The sequence below is a fragment of the Pedobacter sp. WC2423 genome, from assembly GCF_040822065.1.
Classification (GTDB): Bacteria; Bacteroidota; Bacteroidia; order Sphingobacteriales; family Sphingobacteriaceae; genus Pedobacter.
On the sequence record NZ_CP162005.1, the window covers coordinates 400,520 to 417,620 of the forward strand.

The 17,101-nt window shown below is 44.0% G+C and carries 2 protein-coding genes; both read left to right on the forward strand.

All coding sequences use genetic code 11. The features are described 5' to 3' along the window. Positions 1-8 precede the first annotated feature (8 nt). Positions 9-9,626: an amino acid adenylation domain-containing protein gene (locus tag AB3G38_RS01335; RefSeq protein WP_367866697.1), complete on the forward strand. Its 9,618-nt coding sequence runs from the start codon at positions 9-11 to the stop codon at positions 9,624-9,626. A 25-nt stretch (positions 9,627-9,651) separates the two neighbouring features. Then, positions 9,652-17,100, forward strand: coding sequence for an amino acid adenylation domain-containing protein (locus AB3G38_RS01340; RefSeq protein ID WP_367866698.1), 7,449 nt, complete (start codon positions 9,652-9,654; stop codon positions 17,098-17,100). Position 17,101 lies beyond the last annotated feature (1 nt).

A 17,101-nucleotide genomic window follows, 5' to 3' on the forward strand; every position in this document is an offset into this window, starting at 1 on the left:
AACCTTGTATGGAACCCTCATCCAATACCCTTGTTATGCATCCTGCTCAACAGGATATCTTTATTGATCAGCTGATTAATATCAACAGTCCCCATTACAATATCAATAACTATTTTAAGATTACAGGCCCATTAGACATCGATAAATTTGTCAGTGCTATTGTTTCTTCTGCTGCTGTTTTTGATGTTTTTAAAATGGCAATCGCGACAGACGATTTTAATCCCGGTTACCAGGTTGCTGCGCAGGAACGCCAGCTTTCTGTTCAGTTCATAGACTTCAGGAGTTACGATCATCCTGTAGAAATGATTCTTCAGTGGATAGAAAATCAGCTGGATAAACCGTTCGCATTAGAAAAATCAAGGTTACCTGTGGAGCAGTATATCCTTAAAGCAGCTGACCATGAACATTATTATTTTTTTAAGTTTCATCACCTGATTTTTGATGGCTATAGTGTCAGGGTATGGACCAGTTATATTTCCAATAAATACAAAAGCCTGTTAAATAATAATCAGGAAGTTTTTGTTTCCCCTTCTTATTTGCAGGAGGTGGAAAAAGCAGTAGTAAATTATGGAGCTGATGCCTATCAGGTCAGTGCTGCCTACTGGAAATCAAAAATAAAAGTTAAGCCAGCTTCCGTTCTCCGGCCAGCATATGAGGCATTGAATGAGTCGGGGAAAGAAAGCAAATGCTATACGCGCATTTTGGAAAAGCAGGAGCAAATACAGTTAGCTCAATTAGCGATGACCAGTCAGGCGCGTTTGCAGCATTTAACGATTGCCGCAATGATGATTTACCTGGCCAGAACGTATGGACAGGAACATTCACTTTTTGGTACAGCTGCCCATAAACGAAATCAAAAAAATCAGCGGGAAATACTAGGGATGTTTTCCGGGGTTGCCCCGTTTAAAGGTGATTATCAGCCTGCAGCTAAGTTAATTGATTTCATCAAAGATATTGGTCGTTCTCAAAAAGAAGATTACCAGCATCTTGATTATACTGCTGGTGATCTGAGCAGACATTTTAAACATGATCCTTTAGCAGGGCCTTTCTTTGATTTTGTGATTAATCATATTGTGTTTGATTTATCATTTAATTTAGGCACTGATATTCAAACAGATCATGAGGTGAGGTTTAGCAGGCATCAGCAAACTCCACTGGAAATTATGTGGCTTGACCATGGCGAAGATCAGCCCTTACAGCTGGTTATTGGATTTCGTCATGAATACTTCAGGGAAACAGAAATCGCTTTATTTACTGAGCAGTTATTAACTATTCTAAAGCAGTTTACGCAAGCTCTTCAGCTTCCTGTGGAAGAAATTCAGGTTGATGCTGCGGCTGGAATACCTGCATTTGTCAAAAAAAATACGAATGTGGTACTCACCGCAGCGGAATTGGAGCAGCTAAAAACATTCAATGCTACAGCAGCAGCTTATCCCCTGGACAGGAACCTCGTGGAGCTGTTTATTGCGCAGTCAAGTCAGCACCCTGATGCGATTGCAGTGATCTTTCAGGATCAGTATTTAACCTATAACGAGCTGGATCAGAAGAGTAATCAGCTCGGGCATTATTTACGTCATGCAGGGGTGAGCGAAGGGACGCTGGTACCGGTTTGCATAGACCGTTCCATAGAGATGGTGATCGGTATACTGGGTATTTTGAAAGCAGGCGGCGCCTATGTTCCGATTGATCCGGAGTATCCTCAGGAAAGGGTCAATTTTCTGCTGGCAGATACCGGGGCTGCCATTGTTGTGAGCAGTAAAGCGCATCAAAAGCTCTTTGCGCATCATGCGGATATTCGTTTAATTTCAATGGACGCAGACTGGGGAGAAATTGCTAAGGAATCAACTTTAGCAGTCGTAAATGAGCTGCGTTCCGAGCATCTATGTTATGTGATTTACACTTCTGGTTCTACCGGACAGCCTAAAGGTGTAATGGTAGAACACAGCAATGTGGTGAATTTAGTTTATGATCGTCAGGAACTTTTAAAGCTAGGTCAGCAGGATCGGGTAGCAGCATTTACAAGTTACACCTTTGATCCGTTTGTAGAGCAGTTGTTTATGGCTTTGCTGAACGGAGCGGGACTGGTCCTGATCTCAAAAGAAGTACAGCTGGACACACAAGCGCTTGTTGCTGTGCTGAATAAGGAACAGGTTACTTATATCTTGAATACACCGGGGTTTTTAAGGAATGTACCTTTTGAGCTTGCGCCCCGGAGTTTAAAAGCTGTAATGGTTGGAGGCGAGCGCTGCACAACTTTACTCGCACAACAGTGGACCCGGCAACTTCCTGAACTGCAGTTTTATGTGGCTTATGGGCCTACTGAATGTACGGTGATTTCTACTATTTATACCTATGATAAAGCTCAAAAGGGAGGAGAATATCTCCCTATCGGGAAGCCAGCAAAAAATCAGCAAATACATATAGTGGATTCCAGTGGTCATTTACTGCCTTTGGGTGAGCCGGGAGAAATCTGTATAGGTGGCGCCGGTGTAGCCCGGGGATATCTGAACCGCGAAGAATTAACGTCAGCGCAATTTGTACCGGATACTTTTGGCAGCCAGGCTGGTGGCCGTTTATATAAAACAGGTGATATCGGAAGATGGCTGCCGGATGGGAATATTGAATTTATTGGTCGTAAAGATGACCAGGTTAAGGTGCGTGGTTACCGGATTGAGCTGGGAGAAATTGAAAATGCTGTTCAGCAAAGTGGTCTGGTCAGTCAGGCTGCTGTGCTGGCTGTGGGAGAATCCGGCAGCAACCAGCTGGTTTGTTATGTGATTCCGGAAGATACTTTTGACCAGCAACGCATCATTTCTTATCTGGAAACTCAGTTACCGGAATATATGGTGCCCCGTATTTTTATAGAGATGGCTGCTTTCCCGCTAACTGCCCATGGTAAGCTGGATAAAAAAGCATTACCTCCGGCAGATATTAAAGGACAGCGGAGCAGGGATTATGTTGCTGCAGGAAATGAATTAGAGTCCAGTTTGACCGCTATCTGGGAAGAACTGCTTCAGGTAAGCCCCATAGGAATCCATGATAGTTTTTTTGAGCTTGGCGGACATTCTCTGCTGGCGATGCGGGTTAGTGGTTATATACATCAGAAACTGGGGGTAAATGTTCCGGTAAAAAGTATATTCCAATGTAAAAATATAGCGCAGCTTGCGGCTTATATCACCAGGCAGACGGCTATTGGTTCAGAACATTCAGCTATTCCTGTGAACCAGGGAACAGTAAATTTGCCATTGTCTTATGGTCAGGAAGGACTATGGCGGATAGATCAGCTGAGTGGAAGTGTGCAGTATCATATGCCGATGTATTTCCGTCTTTCTGGAACAATACGTACAGATGCGCTTGAACATGCGATCAATGAGGTAGTAAACCGTCATGAAATTTTAAGAACAGTAATCCGTGAGGATGCTGACGGGCAGCCTTTTCAGCTTGTGCTGGAAAAAGATACCTGGTCACTGGATAGAATAAAACATGTTCGGGGTGGAGAAAGCGGGCTAAACGATTTGCTATCGGAGCTTTCTTCGGCAGTTATAGATCTTCGTACAGCTCATATGCTGCGGGCTCATCTGATCCGGATTTCGGAGCAGGAACAAATATTGGTTATTATCCTCCACCATATTGCGGCTGATGGCTGGTCAATTTCAGTGCTGATCCGCGAAATCATTTCCTGCTACCAATTGAATATAAATGGTTTAACTTCGGTAATACCAGAGCTTCCATTACAATATGGAGACTATTCAATCTGGCAGCGTGCACAGGAAAAATCCTGGGATGGTGGTATTGCCTATTGGAAAAACCGGTTGGAAGGTACCAGCCAGCTCGAACTGCCAACAGATTATCCGCGCCCTTTAATACAAAGTACAAAAGGTGCAGTCGCTGTATTTACATGGAATGCAACTTTGTCGGCAGCGTTGCAAATATTCGCACGTGCGCATGAAGCTACTTTACATATGACCCTTTTATCGGCCTTTAAGGTTTTGCTGCACCGGTATAGTGGTCAGGATGATATTTGTGTGGGCAGTGTTATTGCAGGGCGGACACGTCAGGAACTCGAAGGACTAATTGGCTATTTTGCGAATACACTGGCTTTAAGAAGTAACCTTGGCGGGAATCCTTCTTTTGTAGATTTTCTGCAGCAGGTTAAGGAAACGGCAATAGGAGCATATGAGCATCAGGATGTACCTTTTGAACGTGTGGTTGAGGCGGTTGGACAAGAAAGAGATAAAAGTCGTAATCCTTTGTACCAGGTAATTTTTACCGTACAGAATATTCCGGAAGTACCAGAGTTCCGTTTAGGAGAAGCAGTTTTTACGCAGCAGAAAACAGGTCGTACTACCAGTCAGTTTGATTTGAATGTGTCTGTAGCAGAGCGAGCTGAAGGGATTGAAATCAGTGTGGAATATTGTACCGATTTGTTTACTGCCGGAACTATAGACCGTATGTTTGGTAATTATGAGGAGTTGCTTCAGGCTATTTTACATACACCGTGGCAGCAAATAGATCAGCTGCCGGTGTTGCGTAAAACAGAACAGCAAGAATTGCTTTATAACTTTAACCATACGGCTGTTGCTTATCCCCATGAACAGACTCTGGTAGATTTGTTTAGCAGGCAGGCCACTCAAACCCCGGATGCCATAGCAGTGGTTTATCTGGATCAGTCTTTAACTTATAAAGAACTTGACGAACAAAGTAACCAGCTCGGACATTATCTGCGCAGCGCAGGTGTTAAAGAAGATATGCTGGTTCCGGTAGGTATCACACGTTCTATAGACCTGATGATTGGGATACTGGGTATCCTGAAGTCTGGCGGTGCCTATGTACCCATTGATTTAGCCTATCCGAAGGAGCGTATTCATTATATTTTGTCTGATACCAATGCAAGTATCGTTGTCAGTAGTGAGGATAACAAGCCGTTGCTGCTGAATGCGTATACTGATATCCGGGTGATTTCATTAGACGCAGCACGTGAAGCTATTGCTCAGGAACCGAAATCAGCCGTGCCCACAGCACTTCGTTCCGACCATTTATGTTACGTCATGTATACTTCAGGTTCTACCGGGCAGCCGAAAGGTGTGCTGGTTACCCATACTAACGTGATAAGTTTGATCTCTGGTGCAAATTATATCCAGCTGAGTTCCAGTGATGCCCTGTTATCTGCCGGCTCTGCATCTTTTGATGCAACAACTTTTGAGTATTGGAGCATGTTGCTGAATGGCGGACGTCTGGTATTATGTCCGGCGGGCAGCTTGCTGGATAACCGTTTGTTCAAAGAAGTATTGCAGGTGAATAAAATCACTGTGATGTGGTTTACAGCAGGCTGGTTTAACCAGCTGGTAGATGTGGATATAGAATTATTTGAAGGTTTATCTGCGGTTATGGTTGGAGGCGAAAAGCTATCGGTCACGCATATTAACCGTTTCCGCGGGTGTTATCCGGATAAGACTATTATCAATGGTTACGGGCCGACTGAGAATACAACTTTCTCTGTTTGTTATCCTGTTCAGGAGCTGGAATCCTCAGGGAATATTCCACTTGGGCGTCCGCTGAACAACCGGCAGGCTTATGTGCTGGATAATTTTGGACAGCCGGTACCTATTGGTGTAGCCGGGGAAATTTACGTGGGCGGAGCTGGTGTGGCACGCGGTTATCTGAATCAGGAAGAACTGACCTCAGCAAGATTTATCAAAGATCCTTTTGTGGCTGGTAATCGTTTATATAAAACGGGTGACATTGGCAGATGGCTTTCGAATGGAAATTTAGAGTTTGTTGGCCGGATGGACGATCAGGTTAAAATCCGGGGTTACCGTATTGAATTGGGGGAGATTGAAATTGCCATTCAGCAAAGCGGTTTTGCAGAACAATGTGTGGTGATGGCACCTGCCGATGAATCCGGACAGAAACGCCTGGTAGGTTATGTAATTGCCGGTGAACAAGGATTTGACCAGGATGCGCTGATTGCTTATCTGGACTTGCGTTTACCGGATTATATGGTGCCGCATGTATTTGTAGTACTGGATATTTTCCCGCTGAATGCGAATGGTAAACTGGATAAGAAAGCACTGCCTGATGCGAATCGTATTCAGCTGGTCAGACCAGATACAGCCGGTTTACTTACAGAGACTGAGCAAAAAGTAAAAGAGATCTGGGCGTTATCACTTGAAATAGAAGAACTGGGGATTCATGATGATTTCTTTAAACTAGGCGGCGATTCTATTATTGCCATTGGTGTAATCAGCCGGCTGCGTAAAGCATTTAATGATCGTATTCGTTTATATGATTTGTATGAATGTTCAACGGTCAGCCGTTTGTCGGCGCTCATTGATTCCGGACATGCAGTAGTGGAAGAAGATAAGGGGCATACCGTTCGTGATGTCGTAATTGCTGAACTGGAATCTTTGCGTTCCCGTTTATTGCCAGACTTTGAAGACGAATCAGCAATAGAGGATGTTTATCCGATGAGTGATATTCAGAGCGGAATGGTTTATGCTTCTCAGTTAAACCCTGAGCAAGCAGTTTATCATGATCAGCTGACTTTTAAAATGCCATTATCTCTGGACAGACCTGTTTTTGAACAGGCATTAAAGTTGCTGGTGGCTAAACACTCCATCCTGCGGACCAGATTTGATCTGGATGTGCATATCGGAGGTATACAGGTTGTTTATAAGCAAGGAGATCCTGAACTGGTATTCCACGATATCCGTTCGGCTACAGCAAATGGATCAGCAGCTTATTTAAATAACTACCTGGCAGCAGAGCGTGCTATTCCTTTTGTCGTCCATCAGGGAAAATTATGGCGGATCAGTTTATTGCAGACTATGAAGGATTATATCCTGGTCTTTCAGTTTCATCATGCGATGTTTGATGGCTGGAGTGTCGCTTCTTTTACAACAGAATTGAATAATCTGTATTTAGCTCTCCTGTCTGGTGGAGCAAAATTGCAGTTATCTCCGTTAAAAGCGAGTTATCGTGACTTTGTGATCGAAAGTATGGTTGAAAAACGCAATCAGGATAACCGGACATTCTGGGCAGAGTCATTAACTGATTATAAGCGATCAGATATGTTTACCGAAATGGTTGCAGATGATAATTGGGCAAAGGCCTATGAGCTGAGTTACCTGCAAAAATTAAAAGATAAAACAAAGGCAGATGGGTTGAGCTTGAAAGGAATGTTTTTGGGTGCTTATCAGTATATGCTGAGCATGCTGACTGCGGAACAGGAAGTTACCCTGGGTGTGGTCACCAATGGCCGTCCGCTCACAGAAGATGGCGATAAAGTACTGGGTTGTTTTTTAAATACAGTTCCTTTCCGCTTTATTGGTGGTCATACTGGTGAGCTAACCTGGAAGGCTTATTTTGAACGTATTGAGCAGCAGCTGACCTCATTAAAAGAACGCGACAGAATGCCTTTGATGGAAATTGCACAGCTCACAGGAGAGCAGTCATCCAGTGGTAATCCATTCTTCGACACTATTTTCAATTATATTAATTTTCATGTGTATGCGCATATGGATGCTGAAGAAGGGCTGTTTGCAAAGCAAGGACATGTTCAGCTGGAAGAAGAGGAAGAACAGGATGCATCCGGAGGTTATGAAGCTACCAATACTTATCTCGATTGTTCGGTTAGTGTTACCGGAGATATTCTGGTGGTCAGTTATCACCAGACCAGGGGATTTAAAAGTGGTAAAACACTGGCCGGTATTCATGCTTATTTTGATGCTGTATTAACAGCTTATCTGGAACATGATGAAGAGCTTATTGCTGCCGCCCCGGTATTACCTGCGCAGGAAATGGAATTGTTACAGGCTTTCAATTCAACAAAAGCAGCTTATCCGCAAGCGCAGACGCTGGTTGATTTATTCCTCGCTCAGGCAGTCCAGTCTCCGGATGCAGTTGCACTGATTGACCAGGATCAGCAGCTAACTTACAGAGAACTTGACTTGCAGAGTAACCAGCTGGCACATTATCTGCGTTCGGCTGGTGTTCGCGAAGATACACTGGTACCGATCTGCATAGGCCGCTCTATGGATATGATTATTGGTATACTGGGAATTTTGAAAGCTGGAGGAGCCTATGTGCCGATAGATCCGGAATATCCCCAGGAACGGATTAATTATATGCTTTGTGATACCGGAGCACGTATTGTGGTCAGTAATGCACAGCACCGTGACCTACTGAATGCCAAAGGTATGCTGGTCGTTTCGCTGGATGAAGAGCTGGAATTAATTCAAAAAGAGCCTTCTGCCGTTGTAAGCACTGAGCTGCGGCCGGCTAATTTATGTTATGTAATTTATACATCAGGTTCTACCGGGCAACCCAAAGGCGTATTGATAGAACATACAGGGGTGGTTAACTTAATTTGTGACCGCCGGCGGTTATTAAATTTCAGTGCTGCTGACCGGGTACTTTTATTTTCAAACTATACTTTTGACCCTTTTGTGGAGCAGCTATTTATGGCTTTGTTAAGTGGTGCCGCATTAGTCATCGTCTCCAAAGAAGTGCAATTGGATGCCAGTAAACTGATGGAGGTTGTGGCAGCTGAAAAGATTACCTATCTGGATGTGACACCAAGTTTTTTAATGGGGTTAGTTCAAAACGAAGAATTAAAAGATTTAAAACACGTCATTGCAGGAGGGGAGCGTTGTGCTGCATCAATGGCACAGCGCTGGACATCAAACAGTCAGTTAGATTTTTATAATGCTTACGGGCCAACTGAATGTACCATCACCGCTACAGTCTATCCTTACGATAAAAACAGGAAAGATGGCGAATATCTTTCTATTGGTAAGCCGGTTGGAAATGTGCAGATACACATCGTGGATAAAGCGGGCAACTTATTGCCTGCAGGTGTAGCGGGAGAGCTGTGTATTGCTGGCGCAGGGGTAGCCCGTGGCTATCTGAACCGGGAAGAGTTAACCGCTGCACGTTTTATCGAAAATCCTTTTGGTAGTGGTCGTTTATATAAAACTGGTGATACCGGCAGGTGGCTTCCGGATGGAAACATCGAATTTACAGGCCGTATAGATGATCAGGTTAAGGTACGTGGATACCGTATTGAATTAGGAGAAATTGAAAGTGTCATTCAGCAAAGTGGTTTGGTGAGCCAGTCTGTTGTGCTGGCACATGCAGATGATGCAGGGAATAACCAGCTGATTTGTTATGTGGTTTCTTCCGGAGTTTTTGGGAGAGAAAAGCTGATGGCTTATCTGGAAATGCAATTGCCGGAGTATATGGTGCCGCGTGTATTTGTAGAAATGGAATCTATTCCACTCACTTCTCATGGAAAACTGGATAAAAAGGCCTTGCCATCAGCAGATACAAAAAGACAACTGAGTAAGAATTATGTACCTGCAGCCATTGAACTGGAGTCTACGCTGGTTGGTATCTGGGAAGAGTTACTCCAGGTAGTGCCGATAGGAATTCATGACAGTTTCTTTGAATTGGGTGGACATTCTTTGCTGGCTATGCGGATGAGCAGCAGTATACAAAAAGAGCTGGAAGTCAATGTTCCGGTGAAAAGTATATTTCAGTGCAAAAGCATAGCTAAACTGGCGGCATATATAGAAGAGCTCCAAATTAAAACTGTTCGGCTAGGGGTGAATGTAATCAGCCTTTAAATCAATATAACCTAAATAAATAGCTATGAATACGGACTTTAACCAGGTTGTCAATGTGTTGAAAAAGGCAAGAAATAATGGTGTTTCTATTTTTCTTGAACATGATAATCTTAAACTTGACTTGGGTGAGCAGACTCAGATTGATCCTGAACTGCTGGCGGAAATCAAAAAATATAAACAAGAGCTCATTGATTTTTTACGGAATGAACTGTCTTCTGGTAACGATTTTGATCATTTGCCAATTCCAATCAGAGGGAAGAAAGATGATATCCCATTGTCCTATGGCCAAAAGGGGCTGTGGATGATTGATCAGCTCAACGGGAGTACGCATTATCATATGCCAATGTATTTCCGTTTATCGGGAAAATTTAATGCGGATGCGCTGGAACTGGCCATCAGAGAAGTGGTGAACCGTCACGAAGTTTTACGAACGGTAATTCGTCAGAATGCTGCAGGTGAGCCTCTTCAGGTTGTTTTAGAGAAAAATCGCTGGTATTTAAACAAGATCGCTGATTACCAGGGAGGAGAAGCAGGTCTGGCTAAATTACTCGCTTCCATCACTTCGGCCAGTATAGATCTTCGTACAGATCATATGTTGCGGGGACACCTGATCCGGATTTCAGCTCAGGAGCATGTACTGGTAATTTTGCTGCATCATATTGCAGCCGATGGCTGGTCACTTTCTATACTGATCCGGGAGCTCGTTTCTTTATATGAGATGAATATGGGGGATTTAAAAGTTAAACTTCCTGAGCCTGTATTACAATATGGAGATTATTCCATCTGGCAGCGTACACAGGAGCAGACCCATTGGGGCCGCCGGATAGCTTATTGGAAGGATCGTCTGGTGGGTACCAGTACACTGGAATTACCCACAGATTATCCGCGGCCGGCGATACAAAGTACAAGGGGGGCAATGGCTGGCTTTCCGCTTGGCGCAAAACTTTCTGCGGGGTTACAATTGTTGTCACGTCAGCATGGCGCTACTTTGCATATGGTGCTGTTATCAGCCGTTAAAATCTTGTTTTACCGCTACAGCGGGCAGGCTGATATTTGTGTGGGGAGTGTGATTGCAGGACGTACACGTCAGGAGCTGGAAGAATTAATCGGGTTTTTCGCCAACACACTGGCGCTCAGAAGTGACCTTAGTGGTAATCCCTCTTTTCTGGAGCTTCTTCAGCAGGTAAAAGAGACAACTTTAGGCGCATACGAGCATCAGGATGTACCTTTTGAACGTGTGGTTGAGGCAGTCGGACAAGAAAGAGATAAAAGCCGTAATCCTTTGTACCAGGTTATTTTTACGGTACAGAATATTCCGGAAGTGCCGGTATTCCGCTTAGGAGAAGCTGTTTTAACAGAACAGAAAACCGGGCATACCACGAGTCAGTTTGATTTGAATATTTCTGCAATAGAGGGGTCGGCCGGAATTGAAATAGGAGTAGAATATTGTACTGATTTGTTTAAAGCGGCAACAATAGACCGCATGTTCCGGAATTACCTGGTGCTGCTTGAGGCTATCGTGCAGTTTCCATCGCAAAATATAGATCAGTTGCCTGTACTGCGCAAATCGGAGGAGGAAGAACTTTTAAAGACTTTTAATGCACGCGTTTCGGCTTATCCCCATGATCAGACTTTGGTCAGCTTGTTTAGTTTGCAGGCCGCTAAAACTCCGGATGCCATTGCGCTGGTTGATCTGGATCAGTCTTTAACTTATAAAGAACTTGAGGAAAAGAGTAATCAGCTCGGGCATTATCTGCGGTCGGCAGGTGTTCAGGAAGATACGCTGGTCCCAATCTGTATTACCCGTTCTGTAGATATGATGGTTGGAATATTAGGGATTCTGAAATCCGGCGGTGCTTATGTGCCTGTTGATCCCGAATATCCGCAGGAAAGGATTAGTTATATCCTGTCAGATACCAGTGCGGATGTAGTGGTCAGCAGTGAAGCTAACAGAATGCTGCTGAGCGCTTATGCGCATATCTGTGTGATTTCTCTGGATGGCGAGCGTGAGCTCATTGCCCGGGAGCCGGTTTCTGCCGTACCCACAGGTCTTCGTGCTGACCATTTATGTTATATCATGTATACTTCTGGTTCTACAGGACAGCCTAAAGGTGTCCTGGTAGAACATGGCAATGTGATCAGTCTGATTTCGGGTGCAAATTATATCAAGTTAAATTCCCATGATGCTTTATTATCAGCAGGTTCTCCTTCTTTTGATGCGACAACATTTGAATATTGGGGAATGTGGCTTAACGGCGGGCGCCTGGTCTTATGTCCGCCCAGCAGTTTACTGGATAATAATTTACTGAAAGCGGTATTACAAGCGAATAAAATCACAGTCATGTGGTTTACTTCTGGCTGGTTTAACCAGCTGGTTGATGTAGATATAGAGCTGTTTGCAGGGCTGTCATCCATTATGGTTGGTGGCGAGAAATTGTCAGTCGCACATGTAAACCGTTTCCGTCAGCTTTATCCCGATAAGATTTTGATCAATGGTTATGGGCCAACTGAAAATACAACTTTTTCACTGACTTATCAATTAACAGGTGACCAATATGAGGGAAGTATTCCTATTGGGCGGCCCTTAAGAAACCGGCAGGCTTATGTGCTGGATAGTTATAAACAGCCGGTGCCAGTTGGCGTGGCCGGAGAGATTTATGTGGGCGGAGCTGGGGTAGCCCGCGGTTACCTGAATCAGGAGGTATTGACTGCTGAACGGTTTGTACCGGATGTTTTTAGGAAAACAGGTGGCCGTTTATATCAAACAGGAGATATTGGAAGATGGCTGGCTGATGGAAACATTGAATTTATTGGCCGCAAAGATGATCAGGTGAAAATCCGCGGGTATCGTATTGAGCTGGGAGAGATCGAAAATAGTATTCAGCAAAGTGGTTTTGTAACGCAGTGCGTGGTGCTGGCACCTGCTGATGAATCGGGGCAAAAACGTCTGGTAGCTTACGTGATTGCTGGTGGACAGCGGTTTGACCGGGATATGTTGATTTCTTATCTGGAATCACGCTTGCCTGATTATATGGTGCCCCATATATTTATAGCAATGGAAGCTTTTCCGCTTACTGCTAATGGTAAGCTGGATAAAAAAGGGCTGCCTGATGCGGGCAGTGTTCAGCCGATCAGAACTGAAGTGGAGACAGAAGAGCCTTTAACAAAGACCGAGCAAAAAGTAAAAGAGATCTGGGCTTTATCACTGGGTGTGGATGAATTGGATATTCATGAAGATTTCTTCAAGCTTGGCGGTGATTCAATTGTTGCTATTGGGGTGATCAGCAGATTGCGTAAAGCATTCCATGATACCATACGCCTGTATGATTTATATGAATGTTCTACCATTCGCAGTTTATCCGCTTTGATTGATTCGGGACAGGTGGATGATGCCGGGAGCCCAAAGACAGATCCGGTTCGTGAGGTGATCATTGCGGAACTGGAAGCACTCCGTTCGCAGCTGCTTCCACAATTGCAACAGCTTGCCGCTGAACAACATACCGGATTGGAAATTGAAGATATTTATCCGATGAGTGATATTCAAAGCGGAATGGTCTACACTTCTCAGTTAAATCCTGAAATGGCTATATACCATGATCAGATCACCTTTAAACTACCGTCCATATTGGATAAGGATGTTTTTGAACAAGTACTTCAAAGATTGGTTTCCAAACATTCGATTTTGCGAACCAGATTTGACCTTCATATCCATACCCTGGGGATACAGGTTGTTTATAAGCAAGGAGATATTCATGTGGAATATCATGATATCCGGATGCTGAAAGAAACTGAGATTAGTGCTTACCTGGGCGCTTATCTGGCAGAACAAAGGGCAGTTCCTTTCTGGGTTCATCAGGGAAGTTTGTGGCGAATGGATGTGTTTCAAACCTGTAAAGCACATATACTGCTATTTCAATTTCATCATGCGATGCTGGATGGCTGGAGTGTAGCCTCTTTTACTACAGAATTGAATAATCTCTATGTGGCACAAATGGAAAGTAAGGTGGAGGTGAGTTTACCGCTGTTGAAAGCAAGTTACCGTGATTTTGTGATAGAGAGTATTTCAGAAAAGCGCAATGAAGAGAACCGTGAATTCTGGGTGCAGTCATTAGCCGAGTATAAGCGTCTGGATATTTTTACAGCTACAGTGGTTGATGATCATCTGTTAAAGGTTTATGAGGTGAGTTATCTGGATCGCCTGAAAGCTAAAACAGAAGCAGATGGGTTGAGTTTGAAGGGCGTGTTTCTTGGCGCATATCAATATATGCTGAATATGCTGACTATCGAACAGGAGGTTACGCTGGGGGTGGTAACTAATGGCCGTCCGCTCACCGAAGATGGGGATAAAGTGTTAGGTTGTTTCTTAAATACAATCCCTTTCCGTTTTACTGGTAATGAATCAGCTATAACCTGGAAAGCTTATTTTGAGCGCATAGAGCAGCAGTTGGTTTCACTAAAAGAAAGGGATCGTGTGCCTTTATCAGAAATTGCCCGTCTGATTGGAGAACAGGCATCAAGCGGTAATCCTTTCTTTGACACGATTTTTAATTATATTAATTTCCATGTCTTTGATCAGATGGATGGTGCAGAGGCCTTGTTTGTGCAGCAGGATTATCTGCAAGCCGAAGCAGGCAGTTTACAGCTGGAAAGTTCGGAAGTGACCAATACATACCTGGATTGTACAGTCAGTACTACCGGGAATGTGCTGGGGGTAAATTACAGATTAGGTAAAGTACTTAAAAGTGGTCAGACACTGGCTGATATTCATGTCTATTTTGATGCTGTGCTGGATGCCTACCTTGAGCATGATATGCAGCGGATTGCTGATGTTCCGGTATTACCGGCGCAGGAGCTGGCGAAATTATCGGCTTTCAATTCAACGTCAGCAGCTTACCCGGTTGAACTGACACTGGTAGATTTGTTTGCAGCACAGGTAGCTGAGAGTCCTGACGCGATTGCGCTGATTTACAGGGATCAGCAATTAACTTATAAAGAACTTGATCAGCAAAGTAACCAATTAGGACATTACCTGTGTTCGATGGGGGTGAAGGAAGATATACTGGTACCTATCTGCATAGACCGTTCGCTGGATATGATTATTGGTATACTGGGTATTTTAAAAGCAGGGGGTGCCTATGTTCCTGTAGATCCGGATTATCCTCAGGAAAGAATAAACTATCTGCTTGCAGATACCGGGGCTGGTATTGTGGTCAGCAATGCTTGTAACCGGGCTTTGTTGGGTAAAAATGTGCGTATTGTCTCCATAGATGAGGATTGGACAGCAATTAACCAGGAGTCCTCAGCAGCTGTATCAACTGCGCTCCGATCTGATCATTTATGTTATGTGATTTATACTTCGGGTTCTACCGGACAGCCCAAAGGGGTATTGGTGGAACACAGAAGTGTTCACAATATGGTTTTCGGATGGCAGAAAAAACTGGCGCTGACCAATGCTGACCGGGTATTGTTGTTTTCAAATTATACTTTTGATGCTGCTGTAGAACAAATCTTTATGGCCTTATTGAATGGAGCGGGACTGGTTTTAATAACAAAAGAGGTACAGATGGATGCAGATGCAGTTATAGCAGTCATGAATGCAGAAAATGTGACTTATATGCTGGCTACTCCCGGTTTTTTAAGGAATATACCAGCAGATCAGGTTCCATCAGGTTTAAGGCATATTACTGCAGGAGGAGAGCGTTGCGGAATACCTTTGGCGCAAAGCTGGACGGCTTATACTTCGCTTGATTTTTACAATGCTTACGGGCCAACCGAGTGTACCGTATTTGCAACTACTTATCAGTTTGAAAAGGGTTGGAATGAGGCCGGTTATCTGCCGATCGGCAAACCAGTTGAAAATGTACAAATTTATCTGCTGGATGCGGGAGGTAGTTTATTGCCTGCAGGGGTGCCGGGAGAAATTTGTATTGGTGGTGCTTGTGTAGCAAGAGGTTATCTGAACCAGCAGCATTTAACTGCTGCGCGTTTTGTTGCAGATCCTTTTGGAAATACGGCTGGTGGCCGCTTATATAGAACAGGTGATATCGGCAGGTGGCTTCCCGATGGAAATATTGAGTTTATCGGACGGATGGACGACCAGGTTAAGGTACGGGGGTACCGGATTGAATTAGGGGAAATTGAGCATGCTGTTCAGCAGAGTGATTTTGTAAGTCAATCTGTTGTACTGACCCGGGCAGATGAATCTGGTAGTAATCATTTGGTTTGTTATGTGGTTCCGGAAGGCTCTTTTGCCAAAGATAACCTGGTATCCTATCTGGAAACTCAATTACCTGAATATATGGTGCCACGGGTATTTGTGGAAATGGAAACCATGCCATTGACTTCACATGGCAAGCTGGATAAAAAGGCATTGCCCTCAGCTGGAGCTTCGGTTCATCAGCATCAGGGTTATGTGCCGGCCAGAAATGAACTGGAAGCAAAGCTGGTCGCTATCTGGGAGGAATTACTTCATGTTTCTCCTGTAGGAATTCATGATAGTTTCTTTGATCTTGGCGGACATTCTTTATTGGCTATGCGGGTGATGAACCCGATCCGGAAACTCGGATATATAGTGCAAATGCAGGATTTACTGGTCAATACGACAATCAGTACGTTAGCTGGAATGCTGCAGAAACAAATAGAGGAGACAGGTAATGAGCATCTTGTTTTATTGAATTCCGGGCGGTTGGATGAACCTGTTTTTATCATACCAGGTTCAGATGGAATTTGTGATGGTTACGATGAGCTGGCTAAGGGATTAGAAGATAGTGGTGCAGTATATGGTCTGCAAATGATGGGTTTATTCAAAGGTGAAAAACCTCTGGATACCATAGCAGCAATTGCAGCGATGAATATCGAATGGATCAGCTCAGTACAGCCAGAAGGGCCTTATCGTTTGATAGGTCATTCTTTTGGCGGAAAAGTGGTTTATGAAATGGCCTTGCAGTTGGAGCGTAAGGGGGAACAGGTAGATTTAGTGGCTATTCTGGATGCAGCGGCTATTTTAAAACGAAATGTTCAGCCTGATGAAAATCCTGGAAGCTCGCTGCTTAATCTCCTTAGCTATTATCATTTGATTAAGACTCCTTATCCAGCCTGGACAGGCAGGTTTTTAACTGCTGTGAAGGAGGTTCCTGAGCATGAACTCAAGGATTTTGCAGCTGATTTTCTGACGCATCAAACTGCTGTTAAAGAAGAAGATATTGCTTTTATTTTGAGATTGCTCGATTTACAATTTACAAATGTACAGCTGGATTATCCTGTGGATGGAGAAATCAAAGCCCTGACTGTTATTGTCAAAGCTGAGGATGAGGATTGGACAGGTTATACACCAGGTTTGGGCTGGGAAAAGCATACAGCTAATCCTGCTGTTTATACCGTTCCTGGAAATCATTTGAGTATGGTGAAAAATAAAGAAGCACTCACCTTGGCTGCTTGTTTAAAAACGCATCTCATTTGTTATACTGATTTGTAAC

Coding starts and splice junctions, on each gene's coding strand:
- AB3G38_RS01340 (WP_367866698.1), top strand. CDS start 9,652: ATGAATACGGACTTTAACCAGGTTGTCAATGTGTTGAAAAAGGCAAGA.
- AB3G38_RS01335 (WP_367866697.1), top strand. CDS start 9: ATGGAACCCTCATCCAATACCCTTGTTATGCATCCTGCTCAACAGGAT.